Annotated in this window: 18 protein-coding genes and 2 tRNA genes; 15 read left to right on the forward strand and 5 right to left on the reverse strand. The window is 71.0% G+C overall.

Going from position 1 to position 23,219, the window contains the following annotated elements:
• Nucleotides 1–245: 245 nt before the first annotated feature.
• Both AC067N_RS15095 and AC067N_RS15100 read right to left on the reverse strand, forming a co-directional pair.
• Nucleotides 246–3,752: a tetratricopeptide repeat protein gene (locus AC067N_RS15095; protein WP_478679313.1), complete on the reverse strand. Its 3,507-nt coding sequence runs from the start codon at nucleotides 3,750–3,752 to the stop codon at nucleotides 246–248.
• Between the two features lies 1 nt (nucleotide 3,753).
• Nucleotides 3,754–4,164 (reverse strand): trypco2 family protein, encoded by a 411-nt coding sequence (locus tag AC067N_RS15100; RefSeq protein WP_478679314.1) that lies wholly within the window; start codon nucleotides 4,162–4,164, stop codon nucleotides 3,754–3,756.
• A gap of 786 nt (nucleotides 4,165–4,950) precedes the next feature.
• On the opposite strand from AC067N_RS15100, the gene AC067N_RS15105 reads away from it, so the two are divergent.
• The 13 genes from AC067N_RS15105 to AC067N_RS15165 all read left to right on the forward strand — a co-directional run bounded on the left by AC067N_RS15105 (nucleotide 4,951) and on the right by AC067N_RS15165 (nucleotide 14,483).
• Nucleotides 4,951–5,805 (forward strand): helix-turn-helix domain-containing protein, encoded by an 855-nt coding sequence (locus AC067N_RS15105; RefSeq protein ID WP_478679315.1) that lies wholly within the window; start codon nucleotides 4,951–4,953, stop codon nucleotides 5,803–5,805.
• 98 nt (nucleotides 5,806–5,903) lie between these two features.
• On the forward strand, nucleotides 5,904–6,299 hold the full coding sequence (locus tag AC067N_RS15110; protein ID WP_478477079.1) for an ATP-binding protein: 396 nt from the start codon (nucleotides 5,904–5,906) through the stop codon (nucleotides 6,297–6,299).
• Between the two features lie 175 nt (nucleotides 6,300–6,474).
• The gene (locus tag AC067N_RS15115) at nucleotides 6,475–7,335 is read left to right on the forward strand and encodes a sigma factor-like helix-turn-helix DNA-binding protein (protein ID WP_478679316.1); all 861 of its coding nucleotides are present in this window, start codon (nucleotides 6,475–6,477) and stop codon (nucleotides 7,333–7,335) included.
• Complete coding sequence (locus AC067N_RS15120; protein ID WP_478679317.1) at nucleotides 7,332–8,153, forward strand: integrase; 822 nt, start codon at nucleotides 7,332–7,334, stop codon at nucleotides 8,151–8,153. Before AC067N_RS15115 ends, AC067N_RS15120 begins: the two co-directional genes overlap by 4 nt.
• A 210-nt stretch (nucleotides 8,154–8,363) precedes the next feature.
• The gene (locus AC067N_RS15125) at nucleotides 8,364–8,711 is read left to right on the forward strand and encodes an SCO3933 family regulatory protein (protein ID WP_055713649.1); all 348 of its coding nucleotides are present in this window, start codon (nucleotides 8,364–8,366) and stop codon (nucleotides 8,709–8,711) included.
• Nucleotides 8,712–8,800: 89 nt separating this feature from the next.
• A complete protein-coding gene (locus tag AC067N_RS15130; RefSeq protein ID WP_478679522.1) occupies nucleotides 8,801–10,108 on the forward strand; it encodes an FtsK/SpoIIIE domain-containing protein in 1,308 nt (435 codons plus the stop codon).
• An 88-nt stretch (nucleotides 10,109–10,196) separates the two neighbouring features.
• Nucleotides 10,197–10,928 carry a DUF2637 domain-containing protein gene (locus AC067N_RS15135; protein WP_478679523.1) on the forward strand — a complete coding sequence of 244 codons (732 nt, stop codon included), beginning with the start codon at nucleotides 10,197–10,199 and terminating at the stop codon, nucleotides 10,926–10,928.
• A gap of 12 nt (nucleotides 10,929–10,940) precedes the next feature.
• Entirely contained in the window at nucleotides 10,941–11,120 is a 180-nt protein-coding gene (locus AC067N_RS15140) for a mobile element transfer protein (RefSeq protein ID WP_159773066.1), read from the forward strand.
• Nucleotides 11,121–11,136: 16 nt separating this feature from the next.
• Entirely contained in the window at nucleotides 11,137–11,292 is a 156-nt protein-coding gene (locus tag AC067N_RS15145; protein WP_123541968.1) for a hypothetical protein, read from the forward strand.
• Between the two features lie 19 nt (nucleotides 11,293–11,311).
• Nucleotides 11,312–11,605, forward strand: coding sequence for a SpdD-like protein (locus AC067N_RS15150; protein ID WP_478679318.1), 294 nt, complete (start codon nucleotides 11,312–11,314; stop codon nucleotides 11,603–11,605).
• A 102-nt stretch (nucleotides 11,606–11,707) separates the two neighbouring features.
• Nucleotides 11,708–13,051 (forward strand): replication initiator, encoded by a 1,344-nt coding sequence (locus tag AC067N_RS15155; protein WP_478679319.1) that lies wholly within the window; start codon nucleotides 11,708–11,710, stop codon nucleotides 13,049–13,051.
• A complete protein-coding gene (locus AC067N_RS15160) occupies nucleotides 13,048–13,254 on the forward strand; it encodes a helix-turn-helix domain-containing protein (RefSeq protein WP_478679320.1) in 207 nt (68 codons plus the stop codon). The genes AC067N_RS15155 and AC067N_RS15160 overlap by 4 nt, the downstream gene beginning before the upstream one ends.
• Complete coding sequence (locus tag AC067N_RS15165; protein ID WP_478679321.1) at nucleotides 13,251–14,483, forward strand: site-specific integrase; 1,233 nt, start codon at nucleotides 13,251–13,253, stop codon at nucleotides 14,481–14,483. The genes AC067N_RS15160 and AC067N_RS15165 overlap by 4 nt, the downstream gene beginning before the upstream one ends.
• A gap of 94 nt (nucleotides 14,484–14,577) precedes the next feature.
• Here AC067N_RS15165 and AC067N_RS15170 read toward each other — a convergent pair.
• Together AC067N_RS15170 and AC067N_RS15175 are read right to left on the reverse strand one after the other, a co-directional pair.
• A tRNA-Arg gene (locus AC067N_RS15170) sits at nucleotides 14,578–14,650 on the reverse strand.
• Nucleotides 14,651–14,839: 189 nt separating this feature from the next.
• Nucleotides 14,840–14,930, reverse strand: a tRNA-Ser gene (locus AC067N_RS15175).
• Between the two features lie 417 nt (nucleotides 14,931–15,347).
• On the opposite strand from AC067N_RS15175, the gene AC067N_RS15180 reads away from it, so the two are divergent.
• Together AC067N_RS15180 and AC067N_RS15185 are read left to right on the forward strand one after the other, a co-directional pair.
• Entirely contained in the window at nucleotides 15,348–15,965 is a 618-nt protein-coding gene (locus AC067N_RS15180; RefSeq protein ID WP_478679322.1) for an SSI family serine proteinase inhibitor, read from the forward strand.
• Nucleotides 15,966–16,294: 329 nt separating this feature from the next.
• Nucleotides 16,295–21,409, forward strand: coding sequence for a PAS domain-containing protein (locus AC067N_RS15185; RefSeq protein WP_478679323.1), 5,115 nt, complete (start codon nucleotides 16,295–16,297; stop codon nucleotides 21,407–21,409).
• A 90-nt stretch (nucleotides 21,410–21,499) separates the two neighbouring features.
• Here the strand turns inward: AC067N_RS15185 and AC067N_RS15190 are convergent, their stop codons facing one another.
• The gene (locus AC067N_RS15190) at nucleotides 21,500–23,158 is read right to left on the reverse strand and encodes a long-chain fatty acid--CoA ligase (protein WP_478679324.1); all 1,659 of its coding nucleotides are present in this window, start codon (nucleotides 23,156–23,158) and stop codon (nucleotides 21,500–21,502) included.
• Nucleotides 23,159–23,219 lie beyond the last annotated feature (61 nt).

Here is a 23,219-nt window from a genome sequence, read left to right on the forward strand (position 1 = left end):
GAACAAGGCCCGGCCTGCTGGACACCCGCCGTCCGCGCTCCTGCGTGACGGTCATGATCAGGGTCGACCGCACCGCAAAATCGATGCGGAGGCGGTTGCCGTCAAACACTGCCGTCAAAGCAAAAGCCAGAGGCCCTGTGGATCGCTCCACAGGGCCTCTGGTCTGCTGTGCACTCGGCAGGATTCGAACCTGCAACCTTCTGATCCGTAGCTCTACAGAGAACGGTCGGCGGCGGTCATACCGGTTACTTTGGGGAGTCTGATGGGTGTTGAAGGTCGGCGGTGGTTGCTTGGGTTGCTGTATCCGGTTGCTGCACAGCTGCCGCAGCATCACGGACATGGGCGAGGTTGGCGCGGGCGGTGAGCGTGTCAGGGTGCTCGCCGCCCTGCAGCCGCTCCCGTTCGGACGCCACCTGTTCGAGCAGCTCGATCGCTTCGCCGGTTCGCCCCGCCTGCCAGTAGGAGACGGCGAGGTTGCCGCGGGCGGTGAGCGTGTCAGGGTGCTCGCTGCCCTGCAGCCGCTCCAGGTCGGCCGCCACCTGTTCGAGCAGCTCGATCGCTTCGCCGGTTCGCCCCGCCTGCCAGTAGGAGGCGGCGAGGTTGGCGCGGGCGGTGAGCGTGTCAGGGTGCTCGCTGCCCTGCAGCCGCTCCAGGTCGGCCGCGACCTGTTCGAGCAGCTCGATCGCTTCGCCGGTTCGCCCCGCCTGCCGGTAGGAGGCGGCGAGGTTGCCGCGGGCGGTGAGCGTGTCAGGGTGCTCGCCGCCCAGCAGCCGCTCCAGGTCGGCCGCCACCTGTTCGAGCAGCTCGATCGCTTCGCCGGTTCGCCCCGCCTGCAGATAGGAGGTGGCGAGGTTGGCGCGGGCGGTGAGCGTGTCAGGGTGCTCGCTGCCCAGCAGCCGCTCCCGGTCGGCCGCCACCTGCTCCTCGATTTCGATCGCTTCGCCGGTCCGCCCCGCCTGCCAGTAGAAGGTGGCGAGGTTGGCGCGGGCGGTGAGCGTGTCAGGGTGCTCGCTGCCCTGCAGCCGCTCCCGGTCGGCCGCCACCTGCTCCTCGATTTCGATCGCTTCGCCGGTTCGCCCCGCCTGCCAGTAGGAGATGGCGAGGCTGGCGCGGGCGGTGAGCGTGTCAGGGTGCTCGCCGTCCTGCAGCCGCTCCCGGTCGGCCGCCACCTGCTCCTCGATCTCGATCGCTTCGCCGGTTCGCCCCGCCCGCCGGTAGGAGGTGGCGAGGTTGGCGCGGGCGGTGAGCGTGTCGGGGTGCTCGCTGCCCAGCAGCCGGTCCAGGTCGGCCGCCACCTGCTCCTCGATCTCGATCGCTTCGCCGGTCCGCCCCGCCTGCCGGTAGGAGGCGGCGAGGTTGCCGCGGGCGGTGAGCGTGGCGGGGTGCTCGCCGCCCAGCAGCCGCTCCCGGTCGGCCGCCACCTGTTCGAGCAGCTCGATCGCTTCGCCGGTTCGCCCCGCCTGCCGGTAGAAGGTGGCGAGGTTGGCGCGGGCGGTGAGCGTGTCAGGGTGCTCGCCGTCCTGCAGCCGCTCCCGGTCGGCCGCCACCTGCTCCTCGATTTCGATCGCTTCGCCGGTTCGCCCCGCCTGCCAGTAGGAGATGGCGAGGCTGGCGCGGGCGGTGAGCGTGTCGGGGTGCTCGCTGCCCAGCAGCCGCTCGCTGTCCGAGGTCATGTCCTGCCAGTAGGCGGTGGCGGAGGCGGCCAGCCCTGCGTTGAGGAGGCTGTTGCCTGCGCGGAAAAGGACCGGGTGCCCGTCCGGGTTCCAGAGGCAATGGTTGGAGTGGCCGGAGAGCGCGCTGGTGTTGGCTCGCAGGACGGCGGCGTGGTCAGCGTGGTGCTGGTCGGGGCTGGGCCAGAGCTGGAGGATACCGTCGGCCGCCGCGGTGGCAAGGGTCGGCATTTCGTTGGCAGGGATGGTCTCGCGGGTGGCGCGGGCGGTCAGGGCGTGCATGCTGACAGCGCGCGGTTCTGCCCGGGTGTCGCAGGTTAGCAGTGCGTAGCGGTGCAGGAGGCGGAGGGCCGCGTGGGCCTGCTCTGCTGTAGCCGATGCGCGTGACGCAGGGGTGGCGCCTTGTGGGGCTGTGGTGCGGTGGGTGGTGAGGTGGTCAAGGAGAGCGGGGGTGTTCCACAAGGCGTGGGGGTGGCCAGCAGGGTCGAGCAGGGCGGTGAAGCGCAGGGCTGTGGTGGCGAGACCGGTGGTGTCGCTGGCCCTTACAGCGTCGAGAGAGAGCAAAAGAGCGGCGGCAACCTGCGTGGGCTGTTTCGGCTTGTGGTAGCCCTCCGTGTCTGCGGCCGGCGGCATGAGCTCCTCCAAAAGGGCATGCCGATCGTTGTACCGGTTGAGGTACTGGGTGGAGGTGAGTTCTTCATTGATCATTTGGGCGGCGGCCATGCCGAGGCCGAGAGGGTGGTGCCCCAGAGCGTGGGTGAGTTCGGGCGTGTGGTCGTCGAGGAGGTGGCCCATGTTCTCGGCGTTGAGGCGTTGGTGCAGGTAGGCGTCAGATTCGGCGGGCGTGTAGACGTCGATGTCGATGCGGATGCGGCCGTTGCCGGTCAGGGAGGCGTCCCTACTGCGCGTGGTGGCCAGCACCCGGCCGCTGCCGGTCTGGCTGACAGGCCACAGTGGTTGGACGCCGTGCGGATCGGTGATGTCGTCCAGGACGACGAGCCATCGGCGGCTTGTGTTGCGCAGCCAGCCCAGCAGCAAGTCGGCGTCTGCTTCCAGATCCTCGCCGCTGGCGCCGGGCAGTTTCAGGCTGACGGCAGTCTGCGCGTAAAGGGTGATCACCTGTTGTACCTCTGAGGCAGCCACCCACAAGACCAGGTCGGTACGTTTTTTAACGGCATCAGTGGCGTAGGCGGCGGCGAGCTGGGTCTTCCCGACCCCGCCTCCGCCGGACAGCACGCGCGGCTGATCCTGCGTTAGTACGACCGAACGGTTGTCCGACCACGCTGCGTCGATCTGGTCCCGCAGAACGCTGCGGGGCTGGAACGCCGTCGCCAGTTGAGGGATCGGCAAAGGCACCACCGGCTGGGCCACGGCTTCACTTGGCTCCGTGTCTGCCTGGGCGGCGGTGATCTCCTCCGGAGATGCAGTGGTGCCGGGATGGCCGTGCCGCGTGACCAGGTCGGCGAAGCCGGGCAGGCTGAGAGCTTCATGGACGGGCGCGGCCTGCAGACGGCGACCGCCCATAGGCCGGTTGTCCTCAACCGCTACCCCGACCAGCCGGTCCCGGCAGAAGACCGCGGCTCCCGACGCGCCCGCCCATGGACGCTCACCACCGTGTCCGAGGTCCGGCCATACCCGGCAGTCCAAGACCCAGTCGGACGACGACGTGGACACCACCGGCAGCTCGCCCCGCAGATACTCGACATCCCCGCGGGCGGCTTCATCGGCGAAGGCAGGGAAACCGGCTCCGTCGAACGGCAGCGGCACAATCCCCCCGGGCCGCCCCCACCGCACCGGACCACCCTCCACAAGGACAGGCTCCTCCAACCACAACAGCGCCATGTCGAGAGAGTCCTTGGCGGGAACACCCTCACGGGGATCCGGCCAGCACACCTCGGCCCGCCGGTGCACAACGTCACCGAAACGGGGATGCCCCACCCGCGCCTGCACCCGCAGCGCCCACCGCTGGTCCGGCAGCACCACATGCAGGGCCGTCAGCACGAGCTGCGGCCCGATCAGATAGCCGGAACCGGAACCCCCCGGATCCCCGGTACGCACCCACACAAGGCGCCGAGCGTCCATCTCACCGCTCCCACGGCCGCTTCGCCCCGACTCCAGAACCTGACGCCCCATCCGGCGATTCAGCCGCCGCAGACTCTGCGATGGTGGCATCGTCACCGTCCTTGGCTGACGAGCGGCGGATCTTGGCACGGCTGCCGCCCATGGCCTCGTCATGGACCTGCAGACTCAGCGTCAAAGTCTGACGGTGCGTGGCCTCCAACCTGCCACCCGTCTCCACGCCGGCCTTTACTCCGGGAAGGCCAACCTCGACCTTCACCTTCCCGTCGCCACCGCGGCGGAACTCCACATCCAGCGTCAGCTGTGCCTGCTCCACCTCGAACCGCAGTTGCTGGCCGGCCCCGTCGTCCTGCGCGGCATACAACGCACGCCGCAACTCCATCAATGCTTCCGCCAGCGTGATCTTCGCTTCCACGGCAACCCCCAAGTACCGCGCCGAACTGGCGCAACCGGAAAACAATCAGCATGTCCCATTCGTCATGTGCCCCGCAGCACTTCCGCACGGATCCACGGTCGGCCTGAGAGGAGACATCCCCGCACGAACAGGGTGGGCTGTTCCTGAGCGGCAGCCTGGCGGCGGCTGCGGGACTGGACAGAGACTGGGTCCGGCCGTAACTGCACGCCGCCCTGATGGACCTGTACGAGCGCGCTGCGGACGGCTTGCCGTCCGAGCCATCAAACGCGAACAAACCGCGCTCTGATATGCCTCATGCGCCAAAGCTCATGCTGAAACGATCAGTAAGCCGAAAGCCCTCAACTCACCGCTCACCCCAGCTCCCATCCCGTCTGCCGTCGACCCACACACTGTGGAGCGGGCGTGGTTCAGGGCGTCAAGGTGGAGCGCGCCACTGTACGAACGACCTTGACGCCCTGGGCCACGTCCGCTCGGCTCTGCCTGGGTCGACGGCAGACGGGATGGGAGCTCCCTCGCGCACGCCATCCATCGGCCGGCACACGCGGACGGTCCCCCTGCCATCTCGGAGCTTGAGTGCCCCCGCCGGAGGCACGTCTGTGACCCGCAGGCGACTTCCTTACCTTTGCCCGCTACACGTAGCGCGCCGCCGGGCGCGGCCAGCCGGGGCGCAGACAGGAGGCAGGCCGCGCCGCAGAGGCGGCGCGCGCCCGCGCTGTGCGCGGGCCTTGAACCAGTAGAGAAAGTTTGAATCATGCTCGTGATGCCCCGTGGTGTAGAACCCTCAGCATGGGGAGTGAGCGGCGGGAGCGGATGCGGGCGCTTGGTGCGCGTCTTCGGGAACTTCGGGCAGAAGCTGGGCTGACGGGTGCTGTGCTGGCGCAACATGCCGGGGTAGGACAGCCGACCGTGTCCAAGGTCGAGACCGGGCGCATGGTTCCTAGCGTTGATGTGCTCGACCGGCTCTCGGGGGCCCTCGGCCTCGACGAGTCGACCGCTCGTGAGGTCCGTGAGCTACTGCACGCTGTGATGGCGGCTTCTGGTGCCGACCAACAGGCACAGGGCACAACTGCGGGCGCCGGTAGCACCGTTGATGAAGAGGTGCGGTCCGCGCAGCTGGTGAGGTCGTTCCAGTGCGTTGTGCTGCCGGCCCTGCTTCAGACCGCGGAGTACGCCCGCCACGTCTTCGCGAGTGCGCCGAACTCGACGCCTGATGCCATCGGTCGGGCGGTGGCTGCCCGCGTCGAGCGGCAGAGCGTGTTGTATGAGCCCGGTCGGGAGTCGGTGTTCGTGCTGACCGAGGCCGTGTTGCGTACCTGGCCAGGGTCTCCGGCGCTCATGCTCGCCCAGCTCGACCGGCTGCTGGCCGTCGAGAGCCTGGACACCGTGCGGCTCGGGGTCATCCCCTGGCGTCGGCGGGTGCCGGTGCTGCCTCGCCACGGGTTCACCCTGTGCGACAAGCGGGCCGTTGTCGTCGAGACCTTCGACCGTGAGCGTGTGTCGGCTGACCCCGCCGAACTGGCCGCCTACGAGGAGACGTTCGCCCGCTTCAAGGAAGCGGCCGTCTTCGGCGACGAGGTGCGGGAGCTGTTGGTGCGGTCGATGGCGGACTTCCGCAGCTTGGGAGACACCCTCACTCGATAGAGGAATAATTCCTCTAGATGCCTAGCTTGCTGCTCCGTCATGGGAATACTCTGCCGTTGCGCTGTCTAGCCCCCTAGACGTAGAGTGAGGGATCTCCCATGCGTACCAAGTGGTGCCGCGCCTTTCCCGGGCTGGCCGAGGAGGTGGGTCATGCTCGACGCTTCGTCGCTGCTCTGTTGGAGGAGCGAGGACCGGTCGACGAGGCGGTCTTGGTCGTCAGTGAGCTTGCGACCAACGCTGTGCGGCATTCGTTGAGCGGCGCGGCCGGCGGCTGGTTCGTCGTGGTCGTCAGCTTCGGCGACGACAGTGACCTTGTGCGCATCGAGGTAGTCGATGTGGGAGGTGAGCGCGAGCCTCACCTGTGCGACGTGACGGACCGGGATGAAGGTGGTCGCGGCTTGGCGCTGGTGGCCGCGTGCGCCAAGGACTGGGGTATCAAGAGCTGGCCCGACGGGCGGACGGTGTGGGCGGACCTAGTGCGGGAGAGCGTGTGATCGCGCCCGCCTCGACGGTCGTCTCTGGTCGCCTCGCGGGCGGTGACGGGTGAGCCCTCGGGGGGTGCCCGGCAGACGGTCGCGGTTCTACGTGGTCGGCGTAAGTACGGGACGCCGTCTCCCGCCCATTCCGTCTAGGGCCCTAGACTCCTGGTTAGTGCTAGGAGGTGAAGTCATGTCGGACGAGTTGCAGCGGATCATGGCGATTGACGATCCGTACCGGCTGTTGCGCGAGGTCACGACCAGGTTGGCTGATGCACAGCAGGAGGTGACCGAGCTGGCTCGCCTTCGTCGACGCGTGGTCCAGGACCTGCATGCGCAAGGGCTGTCGTATGCGCAGATCGCCGAGAAGGCGGGCCTGAGCCGCGGGCGCATTCACCAGATCCGGCACACCGGTCCGGCGCCGGAAGGGGCCTTCCTCGGCCGGGGCTCCGTCGTCGTCGCTACGCCGCTGCGGCGTGATGACGAGCGCGGGCGGACGGTCGTCGCCATGGACGACGTCAGCTCCGGCAAGCGGCTGGAGGACCTCGCGCGCACTTACGGGCTCGAAGTCGCCTCGGAGCATGTGTCGGTCGGTGGAGGGATCGACCTCAATCGCGACGGCCTGGTCGTCGTCTGTGGGCCTCGCATGTCCCAGGAGATGTGGGACACGTACGCGCAAGATCCTGTTCTGAGCTGGGAGCGCGCGGAAGACGGGCCCTGGACGGTGGTGGACCGGCGCACCGGCACGGTGTACCGGTCGGGCCAGGACAGCGACCCGGCCCGGCCGTACGACGTCGGATACCTCGGTCGGCTGCCGCGCCCGGACGGCAACGGTTCCTTGCTTGCCATCGCCGGTATCCACACTCAGGGTTCTCTCGGTGTTGTGCAGCTGCTCGCCAGCGACCTGAATGCGCTGTGGGGCCAGGTCGGTGACCGCCGGTTCTCCACGCTGGTCGGTGTCGAGTACGACCCGGAGACCAGCGAACCGCAGTCCGCCGAGCTGCTCTGCCCTCTCTACCGGCACGACGAAGAGGTGACGGGGGCGGCGGGGTGAGGTTCGTCCTCGCCACACTGCCCGCCGAACCCGACCGCGAGAACGAGGACTTCGCCGCTGCCGCCCCCGGCGCGGCCGTTGTCCTCGACGGTGCCGGTGTGGGCGGGGCTGAGACCGGTTGCACGCACGGCGTCGCCTGGTTCTCCGCAACCCTGGGCGCTCTGCTGCTGCGCAGCATGACCGCGCATCCCGCCAGGCCGCTCGCCGACTGCCTCGCCGACTCGATCAGTCTCGTCCGGTCGCTGCACGAGGACAGTTGCGACCTCGCCTACCGGGCCAGTCCCACCAGTACGGTCGTCGCCTCGCGGCTCGGCAGGGGAGCTCTTGAGTACCTCGTTCTCGGCGACTCGTCCCTGCTGCTGGCATACAGGGAAGGCCGTACGACCGTGGTCACCGACCGGCGCCTGGACGAGGTCGGCAAGCGGCTGCGCGGGGCCGTCGACCAACTGCCCACCGGATCGCCGGAACACACTGCCGCGCTCGCCGAGTACCGGGATGCCTTGACCGGGCTCCGTAACCGGCCGGGCGGCTTCTGGATCGCCGGCCCCGATCCGCGGGCGGCCGAGCATGCTCTGACCGGGACGGTGCCGTTGGACTCGCTGGCGTCCGTGACGCTGCTGAGCGACGGTGCCACGCGACTTGTCGACCGGTTCGAACTCGCGGACTGGAGCGAGACGTTGTCTCTCCTCGACTCGTCGGGGCCGGATGCGCTGATCCGCCGTGTACGTGAAGCCGAGGCTGGCGACCCAGAGGGCCGGCGCTGGCCGCGGGGCAAGGCTCGCGACGACGCGACCGCCCTCCACTGGGCCTTGGACTGACTGACGCACGCAACTCACGCGAGCGGTGAGGCCGCGACCCAACTCGTATACCCCCCTAGACAGTTCGAGCGACGGTCGTTTACCTTAGCTGTAGACCCCCCTAGACAGTTCAGGCGGCGGTCACCCTCCCTTCGTGCTGTCTAGGGGGGTATCCAGTTGGAATGGTGCTGCTCAGCGAGTGGGCATCAACGACCCTGTGAGGTACAGACAATGCGTGTCATCCCCGTGGACACCTCGGCCGCGACGCTGCTCATCACCAAGCTGCCGGAGGTCAAGGTGAGGGACCGGCAGACCGGTGAGGTGGCTGTTGACCCGGTGACCAACCAGCGGCTTATGACCGTGGAGTTGGTGTTCATCGCGGCCGGTGGCTCGGACATGATCAAGGTGACCGTTCCCGAGCCCGGCATCGGTGACGGTCTGGTCATGGGCGCCCCGGTCATCCTGTCCGGTCTGGTCGCCCGGCCCTGGGAGAGCGAGTTCGGGGGGCGTGCCCGGCACGGCATCGCCTACCGGGCCGACGCCGTCATGGTCAACGCCCCGGCTCCGGTTCAGGGTTGATCGCCGTGACCGAGGGATTCCGGATTCCGCTGTCGATTCTGCTGCCGGTCCTGCTGGGCCTGGTCGTGCTACTGGTCGTGCGCCGTCGTATGCCGGTCGTGTTCTGGTGGGCCATCGGCTATCCGGTCGCCGCGCTGCGGGTCCTCGTGTCGTACCGGGACACGATGGACGCCTGTGGTCTGACGGTCCCGGCTTCGGCCGTCCGTCGGGCCACGGCCCGGATGGTCGGGCGTCAGGCCGCGCCGGTACCGCCTCGGCGGTCGTTCCCGCTGCCGACCGGGTCCGGTCTCGTGATGCGGCTGCGTATGGCGGCGGGTCAGGCTCCCGAGGACTTCATGGCCTCCGCCGACCGGCTGCGGCACGCCTGGGGCGTCCATGCCGTGTACGTCCGCACCACCAAGCCGGGGCGACTCGAACTGCGGTTGGTCGGCTGGGACGTGCTCGCCGAGGTCAGGCCGGCCCGGCGTCGGCTGGGCTCGGATCCGCTCTGCCTGCCGCTGGCGCTGCGGGAGGACGGTGAGTGGCACGTACGGGACTTCCGCACCGTGCCGCACGAACTGATCCTCGGCGCCACGCAGTCCGGCAAATCCGTCTACCTGCGCAACCTGCTGTGCGGTCTGGCCCGGCAGTCGGTCGTGCTCGTCGGCATCGACTGCAAGTGGGGCGTGGAACTCGCCCCGTTCGCACCACGGTTGTCCGCGCTCGCCGACACTCCCGACCGGGCTGACGAACTCCTGGACGCGCTGGTGGACGAGATGGAGGCACGGTTCCGGCTCATCGGGCTCCGTGGTGGTGCGGGCAGTGGGGCCGATCCGGACGCCGTGCTCACCTCGGATGTGTGGGGGTTGCCGGAAGCCGTGCGGCCGGTGCCGGTCGTGGTCGTCGTCGACGAAGTGGCGGAACTGTTCCTCGCCGCGAACCGGGACGACGAGAAGCGACGAGACGCCATGGTCACCAAGCTGATTCGCCTCGCCCAGCTTGGGCGTGCGGCTGGCATCTATCTGGAGGTGTGCGGGCAGCGTTTCGGATCCGAACTCGGCAAGGGGGCCACCATGCTCCGTGCCCAGCTGACCGGCCGGGTTTGCCACCGCGTCAACGATGAAGCCTCGGCGAACATGGCACTCGCCGACATCTCCCCGGAAGCGGCCCTCGCTGCTACCGCCATCCCGGCCGAACGCCCCGGCGTCGCCGTCGTCGGTGACTCCTCTGGCGGCTGGTCCCGCGTCCGCGCACCACACTTCACCCTCGCCGAAGCGGCGGCCGTCTGCCGTGATACCGCCGCACTGATGCCGGACCTGCCCCGGCTCGACTCCTTCCGGCCCGCCGTCGCCGTGGAGTCCGCCGTCCCGTCCTCTGCCACCGCTGCCGTTCCCACCGCCCAGCCGGTGACCGAGTAGCCCCTTCCTCACCCGGTCGGCGCGACCGTCTCGCGCCACGTCCCTACCTCTCCCATGCCAAAAACCGGAAGGAAACCCGATGACCGCCATGGTCAAGCGCCTGCGGGTCGACGCCGTGATCGTCCAGGCCGTCATCGCCGGTGCCCTGTCCTTCTCCCACCTGCACGACCTCGCCGAAGCGGCCGGGCAAGGCGGCTGGAAAGCGTGGGCCTACCCCGTCAGCGTCGACCTGCTGCTGGTCGCCGCCTGGCGCCGGATGCGGCAGGCACAGCGAGCGGGGCTGAGGGCTGGGGGCCCGCGGCTGTGGTTCCTGGTGGCCCTGACCGCCTCACTCGGCGCCAATGTCGCCACCGCCGGGCTCCTGGACCTCGATCAGGTCCCCGCCTGGCTCCGCGTCCTGGTCGCGGGCTGGCCGGCCGTCGCCTTCTTCGGCGGCACGCTCCTCGCCCACACACCACACCACCCCCAGGAAGCGCCCGAGGGCCCGGCCTCGTCGACGACCGACCCGCACGAGGAATCACGCTCCGCCTCGACTGCCGTCGACCTTTCCGACCCGGTCGCGCTCCCCGCCCCCGACCTCGTCCCTGAGCCCACCATCAGCGAAGCAACCACCGTCGCCGACCCGGTGGCCGAATCCACTCCTGCTCGGGCCCCGGCGGCCGTTCCCGCCGTCGCCCTCCCTCCCGCTCTCGTCGACCGCGTCCGGGCACTCGCCGACGAACACCACTCGGCCACCGGCCACCCCGCCGACCCCGACGACGTACGCGCCCGGCTCGGCCTGCCCCCGTCCATGACCGCATCCGTCGCCGCCCACCTCTGAGAAGGGACCGCCATGCATCGCCGCTTCCGCAACGTCCGCCGTATCGGCCCCGTGAACGTCGCCTCCTACCTCGAACGCGGCAAGCACCGTCACCTGGCCGCCTGCACCGCGCCCCGCTGCGACTTCTCCGCCGAGTACGACTCCCGCGCCGCCGCCGAACTCGCCGCCCGCACCCACCGCTGCTCGGCCTGACAGGAGACCACCCCTCATGGACGTACCTCTCTGGCTCGCCCTCCTCTGCATCGGGGTCCTCGGCGTCAAGCTCATCCGCCCGCCCTGGTGGCTCATCACCGTGCTGCTCCTCGGCGGCTACCTCATCGCCGACAGCCTGCTGGCCCCCGTCATCAACTCCCTCGTCAAGTAACCGAGAAGGAGACCCGCTCATGCTCCGGCCCAAGATCCCGACCATGCCTCAGCCCACCGGCCTGGTGACACCGCCCGCAGTCATCGAGCCGACCACCGTCACCCCGGCCGCCCTGACCCCGCAACCGGCCCCCGCGCCGTCCCGTCCGGCCGTCCAGCTCACCCCCGGCACCGCACTCGCCCTCGTCGGCGGCGGCACCGCCGTGGTCCTGGTCGTCGGCACCGTCCTCGTCTCCATGCTCCTCGCCGTCGCCGTCACGGCCACCTCGACCGCCGTGTGCGCCGTCGTCATCCGCTCCCGCCGCGACCGCTGACGCGACAACTCCACGCGCCCGGCCCTACCCACACTGTCTAGCCCCCTCGACAGATGGGTCGGGCGCACCCGATCCGCAGCCCCTGCAAGGAGGAACCCGCACATGCGTCCCCCGGCTCCCCTCGGAGCCATCCGTCACCTGGCCGCCCTCGCCCGTTACGGCGACCTTGGCGCCTACGCCCGGCAGATCCAGCGCCTGGGCGGCTGTGAGCGGCCCGTACGGATGGAGGGCCACCGGCTCGACGTCGACGCCGCAACGGGCGAGATCGTCCGGGAGATCACCGACACCGACCTTCCGGCCGGACAGCTCCTCATCCGCTGCAACAACCGACGGGCCACCAGATGCGCCGCCTGCGCCGAGGTGTACCGCAAAGACACCTTCCACCTCGTCACGGCCGGACTGAGCGGAGGCAAGGGCATCGGCCCGGCCGTCGCCCAACACCCTCGCGTTTTCGCCACCTTCACCGCCCCTTCCTTCGGTCCCGTCCACAACCGCCCCACCGGCGGCCGGTGCCGCTGCGGTCGACTCCACCGCGACGACGACGCCGCACTCGGCACAGCCCTGGACCCTGACCGCTACGACTACCGCGCCGCCGTTCTCTGGAACGCCCACGCGGGCGCGCTCTGGGCCCGCTTCACCACCTACCTGCGCCAACAACTCGCCTCCCGCGCGGGCCTCACCCGCTCGGAGCTCCGCAACAGCCTCAAGGTCTCCTACGCCAAAGTCGCCGAGTACCAGCGACGCGGAGCCGTCCACTTCCACGCCGTCATCCGCCTCGACGGCCCGGAAGGTGCCGAGGACGCCCCACCGCCCTGGGCCACCACCGAACTCCTTACCGACGCCATCCGCACAGCGGCCCGCCTCGCCGAGACTCCCGGCCCCCTCCTCGACGGACGCCCCTACACCTTCCGCTTCGGCAAACAGCTCGACATCCGCCCCATCCGCTCGTCGGACTTCGCGGGCACCTCGGAGCTATCGAGCCGCGCCGTCGCCGCGTACATCGCGAAGTACGCCACCAAGGGCGCCGAGACCGCCGGCACCCTCGACCGCCCCATCCGCAACCCGATCACCGACCTCATCGGCACCCAGGTCACCGACCACGCACGACAGCTGATCCTCACCTGCTGGCACCTCGGCGCCCGCCCCGAACTCGAAGCCCTGCGCCTGCGCAAGTGGGCCCACATGCTCGGCTTCCGCGGCCACTTCTCCACCAAGTCCCGCGCCTACTCCGTCACCCTCGGCGCCCTCCGCCAAGAACGCGCCGACCACAACGAAGCCCTCACCCGCGCCCGCGCCGCCGAAACAGGCCACCCCCTGCCCGACCCGGACACCGTTCTCGTCCTCTCCCACTGGCGCTTCGCCGGGACCGGCCTGACCTCCGCAGAGACCTGGTTCGCCGCCTCTCATCGAACTGCCCCCGCATCGGAAGGAGAAGCAACCCAGTGACCACGGTGATGATCCAGCGTAAGTGGCACACGACGGCCGAGGTCGCCGAGATGCTCGGCTTCGGTCTCTCCAAGACAAAGGCGCTGGTACTGAGCGGCGAGATCCGCTCCGTGAAGATCGGTCGTAACCGGCGCATCCTCCCGGCCTGGGTCGACGAGTACGTGAACCGCTGCGCGACCGAGGCAGAGGAGTGGGCGGCATGAGCGGGAAGCGCGCCAACGGCGAAGGGTCCATCTACCCCTACAAGAACGGCTTCGCCGCCTACGTCTGGGTGACCACCCCCGACAACGACCGCAAGCGCAAGTACGTCTACGGCAAGACCCGCGAGGAGACCCACGAGAAGTGGATCAAGCTGCACAGTGAAGCCAGCAGAGGCCCGGTACAGACCCGGCACCGCACGGTGGAGGCGTTCCTCTCCTACTGGCTTGAGTCGATCGTGAAGCCGAACCTCGCCCCGCTGTCATACGTCTCGTACGAGGGATCGACCCGGCTCTACATCGTTCCGCACCTGGGCTCGAAGCGGCTCGACAAGCTGACCGTCCGGGACGTGCGGGAGTGGCTGACCAAGCTGGCCGGCATCTGCCAGTGCTGCGCCCAGGGCAAGGACGCCAAGCGGCCGAAGGAGCGGCAGCGGTGCTGTGCACTGCGCGAGTGCTGTGAGGCTTACCCGTCACGGCGGGTCGTCCAGGCCGCCCGTGATGCCCTGCGCGCCGCTCTCACGCATGCCGTGACCGAGGAGGAGATCAGCAAGAACGTGGCCTCGTTGGTGAAGGTCCCCAAGCCGCGCCGTCGGCGGATCAAGCCGTGGTCCGTCGTCGAAGCGGGTCGCTTCCTCTCCGATGCGCTCACCCGCGAAGATCCACTGTTCGCTGCCTGGGTCCTGGTCCTGTGCCTCGGTCTCCGCCGGGGTGAGGTTCTCGGGCTCACCTGGAAGTCGATCGACTTCGAGACGGGAGAGTTGTACGTCGATCACCAGATCCAGCGGGCGGGCCGCCAGATCCTCCATCGGGAGACGAAGACCGAGGAGTCCGACGACTTCCTTCCTCTCCCTGAGTTCTGCCTCAAGGCACTGCGGATGCGGCGCGCTCAGCAGACGGGAGACCGGAAGGCTGCCGGTGATCTCTGGCAGGACACGCGCGGCCTGGTCTTCACCACGAAGTACGGAACGCCTATCGAGCCGGGGAACCTCACCCGCATGTTCGCCTTGCGGGCCCGCCGCGCCGGCCTCCGCGTGATCCCGCTCCGAAACACCCGGCACACGTGCAGCTCACTGCTCGTCGCCCTGAAAGTGCACCCGAAGGTGGCTCAGCGCATCCTTCGGCACTCGCAGATCGCCATGACGATGGAGGTCTACGCGGAAGCGAGCGAGGAGCAGGTGCGTGCCGCCCTCGGCAAGCTTTCCGCAGCGATGGGCGGCGGCGCACCGGGCTGACATCAACGCCTGACATCAACCGTTGCTGTACTTCGCTGCTGTACAGCACGACAAAGCCCCCTCCGGGATGATCCCGAGGGGGCTTTGACCTGTGTGCACTCGGCAGGATTCGAACCTGCAACCTTCTGATCCGTAGTCAGATGCTCTATCCGTTAAGCTACGAGTGCTTGTTCTGTTTTCTCGCCGGTCCCGGTCCTTTCGGCCCGCTCTCGGCGACAGGAAGAACATTACATGACTGCCGTCGCCATGTGAAATCCGTTTGCCGCACCCCTTGTGACCTGCGGAAACGCCTCATCGGACGCCCTGGGGAACGACGAAGCCCCGGTCGCGTGGACCGGGGCTTCGGTGATCAAGCGCGGAGGCGGAGGGATTTGAACCCTCGATGGGCTTTAAGACCCAAACCGCATTAGCAGTGCGGCGCCATAGACCGGACTAGGCGACGCCTCCAGCACAACCGCCCGCGCGAGCGCGAGTGGTGCGTGCAGATGATGACACAGCCGGGTGGGCTGTCACCAATCGCCTCCCACGGTACTAGGCGGAGAGGCCGCAGGGCAAAGCCGTATGGCACGTCGCGGCGGGTCGGAGGGCGTTCGGAAACGGTTCGTCAGGGACGTCCTGGATCAATCGCCGCCAGGGCTCGACGTCGGTCGCCGCGAAAGGCCCGGCACCACCCGCCCGCCGCAGACATCCCCCGGCGCGGCGGACCGACCGGGAGGGCGGAGGACGGGGGACGGGGGACGCTAGGCGGCCGGCGCTCGCGGGCGGATGCGCGGTGCCGGCGCCCCCTCCCCGTACGGAAGCCGGCACGGGTACCGCGCGCTCGGTCCACCGCAACCGTGGGACCCGCCTGGCGTTATCCAGGTCATGTTGCAGACTCCTCCCCCCACACCGCCGCGGGCGTCCTCCGCCGACGCCTCCCGCACCGCGGCCCCCCGCCGCCCCGCCCGCCGGTTCGCCCTCGCGGCCGGTGTGCCCCGCACCACCGCCTTTGGCCGTCCCGCCCGTCGGCTGCTCCTCGGTGCCGCCGCCTTCCTCGCCGCGGCCGCCGGGGCGTTCTCGCCCGCGACCGTTCCGGTCGCGTACGCATCCGACGCGTCACCCCGTACCGGCGACGTACTCCCTCGTACGTGGTTGCCCATGCCCGTCGCCGGGCCGCAGGACCGGCTGGTCGTCACGGTCCGGGGAGCCGGCGGTGGGGCCGACGGCCGGTTCGTGCTGCGTTGCCATCCCGAGGGGGGCAGCCATCCGCAGGTCCGGGACGCCTGCGGGCAGCTCGACCGGCGGACCACCTGGGGCACGGACCCCTTCGCGCCCGTCCAGCCGGGGAGCGCGTGCACGATGCTGTACGGGGGCCGGGCCACCGCTCATGTCACCGGGACCTGGGCCGGTCGCCGGGTCGACGCCCGCTTCGACCGCGGCAACGGCTGCGAGATCGCCCGCTGGGACGCGCTCGTACCCGTACTCCCCGACCTCCGCGGGTAACGGCACGTCCCCATCCGGCACGGTTCGACGGCGTCCAGCCCCACCGGCCCCCGCGCGCCCCCGCTCGAGCCCGTCCCCGATAACTCCGACGGCATATGCCCATAAGCCGGAGCGGGGGCCGTGGGCGCCGTACATATGTGCCGCGGGGCGTGTCGCTCGGCAAAACACACGGTCACGGCATCTCCGTATCTTCGGTGTGCGACCTCCCTCTCATCCGGCGTCGCGAGCGCAACCTCTGCCCGTAGACTCCCTCGCGTGACACGTTGCGGGCCGGTTGGCAAGATGGCCCAGGCGGTCGGCAAGATGCGGTAACAGGGAGGAAGCGTCTCGTGAGCAGCAGGCCATCCCGAGGCGCTGCTCGCCTCGCAGCCATACTGGACGCGCTGCCCGATGCGTTGGTGCTGGTCAACGCCAATGGGACCGTCGTCAACGCGAACACCATCGCCCTGGAGGCCTTCGAGACCCCGGGTACCGCCCTCGTGGGGCGCGGGTTGCTGGACCTCCTCCCCGAGTTCGACTCACGGCTCATCCCCGGCTCGATGCGCCGGCCCGACACCATGGACCCCACCGGGCGGACCAAGCCGACCCGTATGATCGCCCGCCGGACCGACGGCAGCGAGTTCCCGGTCGAGGTCACAAGCGCGAATCTGGAGAACGGGCAGCAGGCGTACGACGGTTACGGCTACGCCAATGACGAGCTGCTCATGCTGGTCGTGCGCGACCTCTCCGGCACCGTCGACACCGAGGCCGAACTCGCGCGTTCGCAACGGCAGACCGAGATGATCCTGCGGGCCGTGGCCGAGGGCGTCGTGGGGACGGACACCGACGGGCGGATCGTCCTCGTGAACCCGGCCGCCGCCCAGATCCTGGGCTACCGGGCCAGCGATCTCGGGGGGCGCGAGCTGCACACGCTCGTCCTGCACTCCCGCGAGGACGGCTCCCCGTTCCCGTACGGCGAGTCGCCGCTCGCCGACACCCTGCGGTCCGGGCGCAAGCACCGGGTGCGCGGACAGGTGCTGTGGTCCAAGAGCGGCGACAAGGTGTCGGTCGACCTGACGACGGCGCCGGTGCGCGACGGGGACCAGCTCGTCGGGGCCGTGATGACGTTCACCGACCGGCGGCCCTACGACCAGCTCGCCGAGGAGAAGAACGCCGAGGCCCAGCGGCACGCGGAGGAGCTGAAGCAGGTCACCGAGGAGCACGCCGAGGAACTGGAGGGCGTGCGGGAGAAGCACACCGCCGAACTCGCCGAGCTGCGCGAGAAGCACGCCGAGGAACTCGCCTCCGGTGACGAGCGCTACGCCGCGCTCGGTGAGCGGGAGAAGGACCGCTACGAGGCGCTGGCGGCGCGGCACGAGCAGCTGCTCGCCGTGCTGGGCACCTCCCTGCGCGGCCCGCTCGACCAGCTCCGCAGCGAACTGGGCACCCTCGCCGCCGACGACGCCGGCCAGCTGTGGCCCGAGGCCAACCAGGTGCTCCACCACCTCACCGCCGGGTACTCGCGGATCACGACCCTGATCGACAACGTGCTGGGGTACCAGCGGATCGACGCCGGCGAGGAGGACCTCGTCCGTACGACCGTCATGCTCGACGCGGTCGTGGCCGCCGGCGTCGACGGCGCCGTGGAGCTGGTCGGGCCGGGGCGGGTGCAGTTCGCCGTGCACGCGCCGCCCATCGAGGCCGAGGTGGACCAGGCCCGCCTCGCGACCGCGCTCGCACACCTCATCGCGGATGTCGCCGGCGTCGACGCGACCGGCAACGCGCCCATGTCCGTCGGCGGCTACATGGACAACACCGTCGTCGTCGCGGCGGCGCAGCGCGGCGAGGTCGTACGGATCGAGGTGCGCGGGCCCTACGCCGGGGGAGACCCCGTCCACCAGCCGATCGTCCAGGGGATCGTGCGCGCCCACGGCGGTGTGCTGCAGACGCACGAGGTGCCGGGGATGAGCGGCAGCGCGTATGTGCTGGAGGTGCCGCTCGGAGGCGGCGCGGGAACGGTTTCCGTCCAGGCACCGGTCGTGGCCGTCGACGAGCCGGAGACCGCTTCCGGGACGCCTGCCGACGCGGCTCCCGTGGCCGCCGGTGCCGAGGTCTCGTTGCCCGAGCAGGCCGGCGGTGGTGCCGGTGGCGGGCGGCGACGGGCCCGGCGGTCGTCCGTTGACGCGTTCCTGGAGGGCGACGACGCCCCCGGGGAGGAGACCCAGCCCGCCGCGCCTCCCACCGGGCGGCGCCGGCGCCGGGCCGAGGACGCCGCGGGCGGCCCCACCGCCGGGGACGCGCACGTGCCGGCGCAGGGCGGCGCCGACGACGCCGAGGGCACCGGGCGGCGGCGCGGCCGGACAGCCGCGGCCGGCGGTGAGTCCGTGGCCGCCGAGGGTGCGGTCGTCATGGCGGCCGAGCACGCCGCCGGAACCGCTGCCGCCGCCAACGGGCTCGGCGGGACCGTGCCGCCGCAAGGCGTTCCCGCGCCCAGCGGGCGACGGGCACGCCGGGAGCCCGCCGCTCAGAACGCACTGCCGCCCGCGCTGCCCGCCGGTCCGGGCACGACTCCCGCGCCCGACGCCGCGAGCGGCGGCTCCGGCTCCGGCGACACGGCCGGGGGCCAGCCGACCGGGCGCCGCCGTCGTGCGCTGGCCAAAGCGGAGGAGCGGGCCGCCGCCGAGCCGGCCGGGCGTGCGGTCTTCGCGCTGCCACCGGCCGAGGCCGACCGAGGGCCCGAGTACGCGCAGAACGCCGGGCTCGGGCCGATGCCCCTCCCTGTGCCCGCGGCGCCGGAAGCACAGGGTGCGCCTGGCGGGCCCGTGGCCGTGCCTCCCGCGCCTGCGCAGGGTGCGCAGGCGGGCGAGGTGTACGAGGGAGAGGGCGGCCAAGGGGCCGCTGTGGCCGGGGGGATGCATCCCGCGGGTGGTGGCCTGCCCGCAGGAGGGGTCGTACCGCCTGGTGGGGCCGTGCCGATGGGTGGGGCCGCAGCTGCCGGAGGGCCGGTGCCCGCCACAGGGCCGGTGCCCGCCGGGCAACCTGTTGCCGCAGGACCGGTGCCCGCCGGACAGCCACTTCCCGGTGGGCCGGTGCCCGCCGGACAGCCGACTACCGCAGGACCGGTGCCCGCCGGGGAGACGGTCCCCGTCGCAGGACCCGTACCCGCGGCCGGGATCGCCCAGCAGGCCGCTCCGGCGCAGGTCCAGGCACCGGGGCAGGCGGCCCGGCCGCAGCCTCAGGCGCATGGTCAGGTTCAGGCTCAGCCGCAGGTCCAGGCCGCCGGGCAGGTTGCCGTACCGGTCGCCGAGGCGGCGCAGGCGCCCGGGGTCGGACCGGCGGTCGCCGCCGGTCAGGTGCCGGGGGCTCCCGCCGGTGGTGTGGACGACGGGCGCCATGACGCCGCGCTGCACCATCCGGCGGACGACCACACCCCGCCACAACCCCACCCGGTGCCCGCTCCGACCGGCCGCCGCCGAGCCGTCCGCCCGGCGGCACAGCAGGATGACGCCGGGGCCACGGTCGCCCCAGGGCAGCCGGTGCCCGCACAGGGCCTCCCGGCGGGACCACAGCCCGTCCCCGCGCAAGGTGCCCCCATGGCGGCCGCGCCCGCGCAGGCGGCGGCACCCGGTCAGCCCATCACCGCCCAGGGTCTTCCGGGCGCCCCGCAGCCGGTGCCCGCACAGGGCGTTCCCGGTGCCGCCGCTCAGGTATCGGCCGTACCGCCCGAGGGTGGTACCGGCCCCGCTCAGCCGGGATACGCCCCGGCCCCGAACCAGCCCGGCGCCGCTCCGGTCGCCGGAGCACAGCCCGTACCCGAACAGGCCGCCGCCGTGGCGCCTCCGGGTGCCCCGCAGCAGGTTCCGCCCCAGGCCGCGGCGGCCCCTGGCCTGTCCATGCCCGCGCAGGGAGCCGTGCCGGGCGCTCAGGGCGCGCCCCAGCCGGTGCCCGCCCAAGGGGCGCCCGGCGCAGGCAGGCCAATTCCCGCTCAGGCCGCGCCTCAGCCGCAGGCCCAGCCGCAGCCCCAGTCATGGCCCGACCCCGGTCACGACACTTCCGGCGCGGGCATCCCCGTGGCGGGCGCGCGGGCCCCGCTGCCTCCGCAGTCGACGCCTTCGTCGGGCACCCCGCTGCCGCCGGAGCGTGCTGTTCGGCAGCAGCCGCGGGCCGCGCAGCCGCTGCCCGCGGAGGCGGCACCGGCCGCCGCGCCCGCCGCGTCGCTCGACCCCAACTCGACGCAGGGGCGGGCGATCAGCGTGCGGACGCTGGGCCAGGGGGTCCCGTTCGCCCGCCAGGGCGCCGCGCAGGCGCAGGGCCAGCCCCAGCCGGGCTCCACTCCGGCCCCGAACCAGCCCGGCGGTTCCGGTCGGCGCCGCAAGCTCGGTACGCCGCCCGCGCCCGCCGGTGACCGCGCCGAGTCGGCCGCGCGCCCCCACCCGCAGTCGGCCCAGGCCAAGGGCAACGGCAGTGGGCAGACCCCGCTCCCCGCTCAGTCGGGCCCGCCCTCACTGGCCGGGCAGGTGCCGTTGCCGCCCCATGCCTCGCTCGCCGGGCAGGTCCCCCTGCCGCCGCAGCCCTCCCTCGCCGGGCAGTCCCGGCTGGTCGGCAACACCGACGGGGCCGGGCGGTCGTACGCCATAGGTGCCCCGGACGAGAACGCGGCCGAAGGGCCCGAGCCTCTGGACGGGCCCGGCGGTGCGGTGGAGGTCCCCGACCGGCCCCAGCCGCAGCCGATGGACGACGAGTTGCCGCCGGAGCCGTTGGACAACCCGCGCCGGCTGCTGGTGTGGCCGGCTCCGGACGCGCCCACCCACCAGGCGCTGAGCGAGCGCGGCTACCGTCCCGTCATCGTGAACTCGCGTGAGGACGTCGACGCGCAGATCGCCGCCTATCCGGCCGCCCTGTTCGTCGACCCGCTCACCGGTCCCATCACGCGCACGGCCCTCCAGTCGCTGCGGCAGGCCGCGGTAGCCGCCGAGGTGCCCGTGCTCGTCACGGCGGGGCTCGGCCAGGCGACGCGCGACGCCGCGTACGGGGCCGACCCGGCCATCCTGCTGAAGGCGCTCGCGCCGCGTGACTCCGAGCAGCACCCTCCACGTGTCCTGCTGATCGAGGAGCACGCGGAGATCGCGCTCGCCCTGACGGCCACGCTGGAACGGCGTGGCATGCAGGTCGCGAGGGCCGCGTCCGACGCGGACGCCGTCACCCTGGCCGCGCAGATGCGGCCCAACCTCGTGGTGATGGATCTGCTCCAGGTCCACCGTCACCAGGCCGGGATCATCGACTGGCTGCGGACGAACGGGCAGTTGAGCCGCACCCCGCTCGTCGTCTACACCGCCGCCGTCGACCAGGCCGAACTCCCGCGCCTGGCCTCGGGGGAGACCGTGCTCTTCCTCGCCGAACGCTCGACGAGCCCGGACGTCCAGACCCGCATCGTGGACCTCCTGGCACGCATCGGCACGAACTGAGGCGGCCGGCCACCAGCACTTGGGGCACTGTTTCACGTGAAACAGTGCCCCAAGTCGTCCAGGTCTTCTCAGTCGGTCAGCCGCCGCCGCTCAGAGCTGCGTCACGTCCAGCTGCCCTTCCGCGTACTGCCTGCGCAGCACCTTCTTGTCGAACTTGCCGACGCTCGTCTTCGGCACCGACTCGATGATCGTCCAGCGCTCCGGCAGCTGCCACTTCGCGATGTGGCCCTCCTCCGCGAGGAAGGACCGCAGCGCCGTGAAGTCCGTGCTCGCGCCTTCCCTCAGCACGACGGTGGCCAGTGGGCGCTCGCCCCACTTCTCGTCCGGTACGGCGACGACGGCGGCCTCGGCGACATCCGGGTGGGACATGAGGGCGTTCTCCAGCTCGACCGAGGAGATCCACTCACCGCCGGACTTGATGACGTCCTTGGCTCGGTCGGTGAGGGTGAGGAAGCCGTCCGGGCTGATCGTGCCGACGTCGCCCGTCTTCAGCCAGCCGTCCTCGCTGAACTTGTCCTCGGGCCGGATGTGCTCGGCGCCCTGGCCGCCGTAGTACGCGCCCGCGATCCAGGGGCCGCGGACCTCCAGCTCGCCGGCGGACTCGCCGTCCCAGGGAAGCCGCTCGCCACCGGGACCGGTGAGGCGGGCCTCCACGGAGGCGGGGAAGCGGCCCTGGGTGAGCCGGTACGCGAACTCCTCCTCCGAGTCGGCCTCCACATGGGCCGGCGGCCGGGCGATGGTGCCCAGCGGGGACGTCTCCGTCATGCCCCAGGCGTGACAGACACGCATCCCGAGCTTGTCGAAGGCCTGCATGAGGGAGGGCGGGCAGGCGGAGCCGCCGATGGTGACCTGGGTGAGGGAGGAAACCTCCCGCGGGCGGGCGTTCAGCTCGGCCAGCAGTCCCTGCCAGATGGTCGGGACGGCGGCGGCGTGGGTCGGCTTCTGCGTCTCGATCATCTCGGCGAGGGGGGCGGGCTGCAGGAACCGGTCCGGCATCAGCATGTTGACGCCGGTCATGAACGTGGCGTGGGGCAGGCCCCAGGCGTTCACATGGAACTGCGGGACGACGACGAGGGACAGGTCCGCGTCCGTCAGGCCCATGGACTGGGCCATGTTGACCTGCATGGAGTGCAGATAGATCGAGCGGTGGGAGTAGACGACGCCCTTGGGGTCGCCGGTGGTGCCGGAGGTGTAGCACATGGCGGCGGCGGAGCGCTCGTCCAGCTCCGGCCAGTCGTAGGTGGTCGGCTTGCCGGCGATCAGGTCCTCGTACTCGTGCACCTGGACGCTCGCTCCGGCGAGCAGCGACCGGTCACCGGGGCCGGACACGACGACGTGCTCCACCGGCTTGAGGTGCGGGAGGAGCGGTGCGAGGAGGGGGAGCAGCGAGCCGTTGGCGATGATCACGCGGTCCGCGGCGTGGTTGACGATCCAGGCGAGCTGCTCGGGGGGCAGGCGCAGATTGAGGGTGTGGAGGACGGCTCCCATGGAGGGGATCGCGAAGTACGCCTCGACATGCTCCGCGTTGTTCCACATGAGGGTCGCGACCCGCTCGTCGCCCTCGACTCCGAGGTCCTCGCGCAGGGCGTGGGCCAGCTGGGCGGTTCGGGCGCCGATCTCGGCGTAGGAGCGGCGGTCGGGTTCCCCCTCACCGGTCCAGGTGATCACCTGCGACGTCCCGTGGATGACCTGCCCATGGGCCAGGATCCTGGAGATCAACAGCGGTACGTCCTGCATGGTGCTCAGCACGGCGTCCTCCCGGGGCGGCTCTGCCTACGCGGTGGTAACGGTTGCGCTGATTCTGCTCACA

This window comes from Streptomyces sp. NPDC042364, assembly GCF_056437585.1.

Bases quoted from the DNA above. Each gene is read 5' to 3' on its own strand.
- AC067N_RS15095 (WP_478679313.1), bottom strand. From the start codon at position 3,752: ATGGACGCTCGGCGCCTTGTGTGGGTGCGTACCGGGGATCCGGGGGGT.
- AC067N_RS15105 (WP_478679315.1), top strand. From the start codon at position 4,951: ATGGGGAGTGAGCGGCGGGAGCGGATGCGGGCGCTTGGTGCGCGTCTT.
- AC067N_RS15110 (WP_478477079.1), top strand. From the start codon at position 5,904: ATGCGTACCAAGTGGTGCCGCGCCTTTCCCGGGCTGGCCGAGGAGGTG.
- AC067N_RS15115 (WP_478679316.1), top strand. From the start codon at position 6,475: ATGTCGGACGAGTTGCAGCGGATCATGGCGATTGACGATCCGTACCGG.
- AC067N_RS15125 (WP_055713649.1), top strand. From the start codon at position 8,364: ATGCGTGTCATCCCCGTGGACACCTCGGCCGCGACGCTGCTCATCACC.
- AC067N_RS15130 (WP_478679522.1), top strand. From the start codon at position 8,801: ATGCCGGTCGTGTTCTGGTGGGCCATCGGCTATCCGGTCGCCGCGCTG.
- AC067N_RS15135 (WP_478679523.1), top strand. From the start codon at position 10,197: ATGGTCAAGCGCCTGCGGGTCGACGCCGTGATCGTCCAGGCCGTCATC.
- AC067N_RS15140 (WP_159773066.1), top strand. From the start codon at position 10,941: ATGCATCGCCGCTTCCGCAACGTCCGCCGTATCGGCCCCGTGAACGTC.
- AC067N_RS15145 (WP_123541968.1), top strand. From the start codon at position 11,137: ATGGACGTACCTCTCTGGCTCGCCCTCCTCTGCATCGGGGTCCTCGGC.
- AC067N_RS15150 (WP_478679318.1), top strand. From the start codon at position 11,312: ATGCTCCGGCCCAAGATCCCGACCATGCCTCAGCCCACCGGCCTGGTG.
- AC067N_RS15155 (WP_478679319.1), top strand. From the start codon at position 11,708: ATGCGTCCCCCGGCTCCCCTCGGAGCCATCCGTCACCTGGCCGCCCTC.
- AC067N_RS15165 (WP_478679321.1), top strand. From the start codon at position 13,251: ATGAGCGGGAAGCGCGCCAACGGCGAAGGGTCCATCTACCCCTACAAG.
- AC067N_RS15180 (WP_478679322.1), top strand. From the start codon at position 15,348: ATGTTGCAGACTCCTCCCCCCACACCGCCGCGGGCGTCCTCCGCCGAC.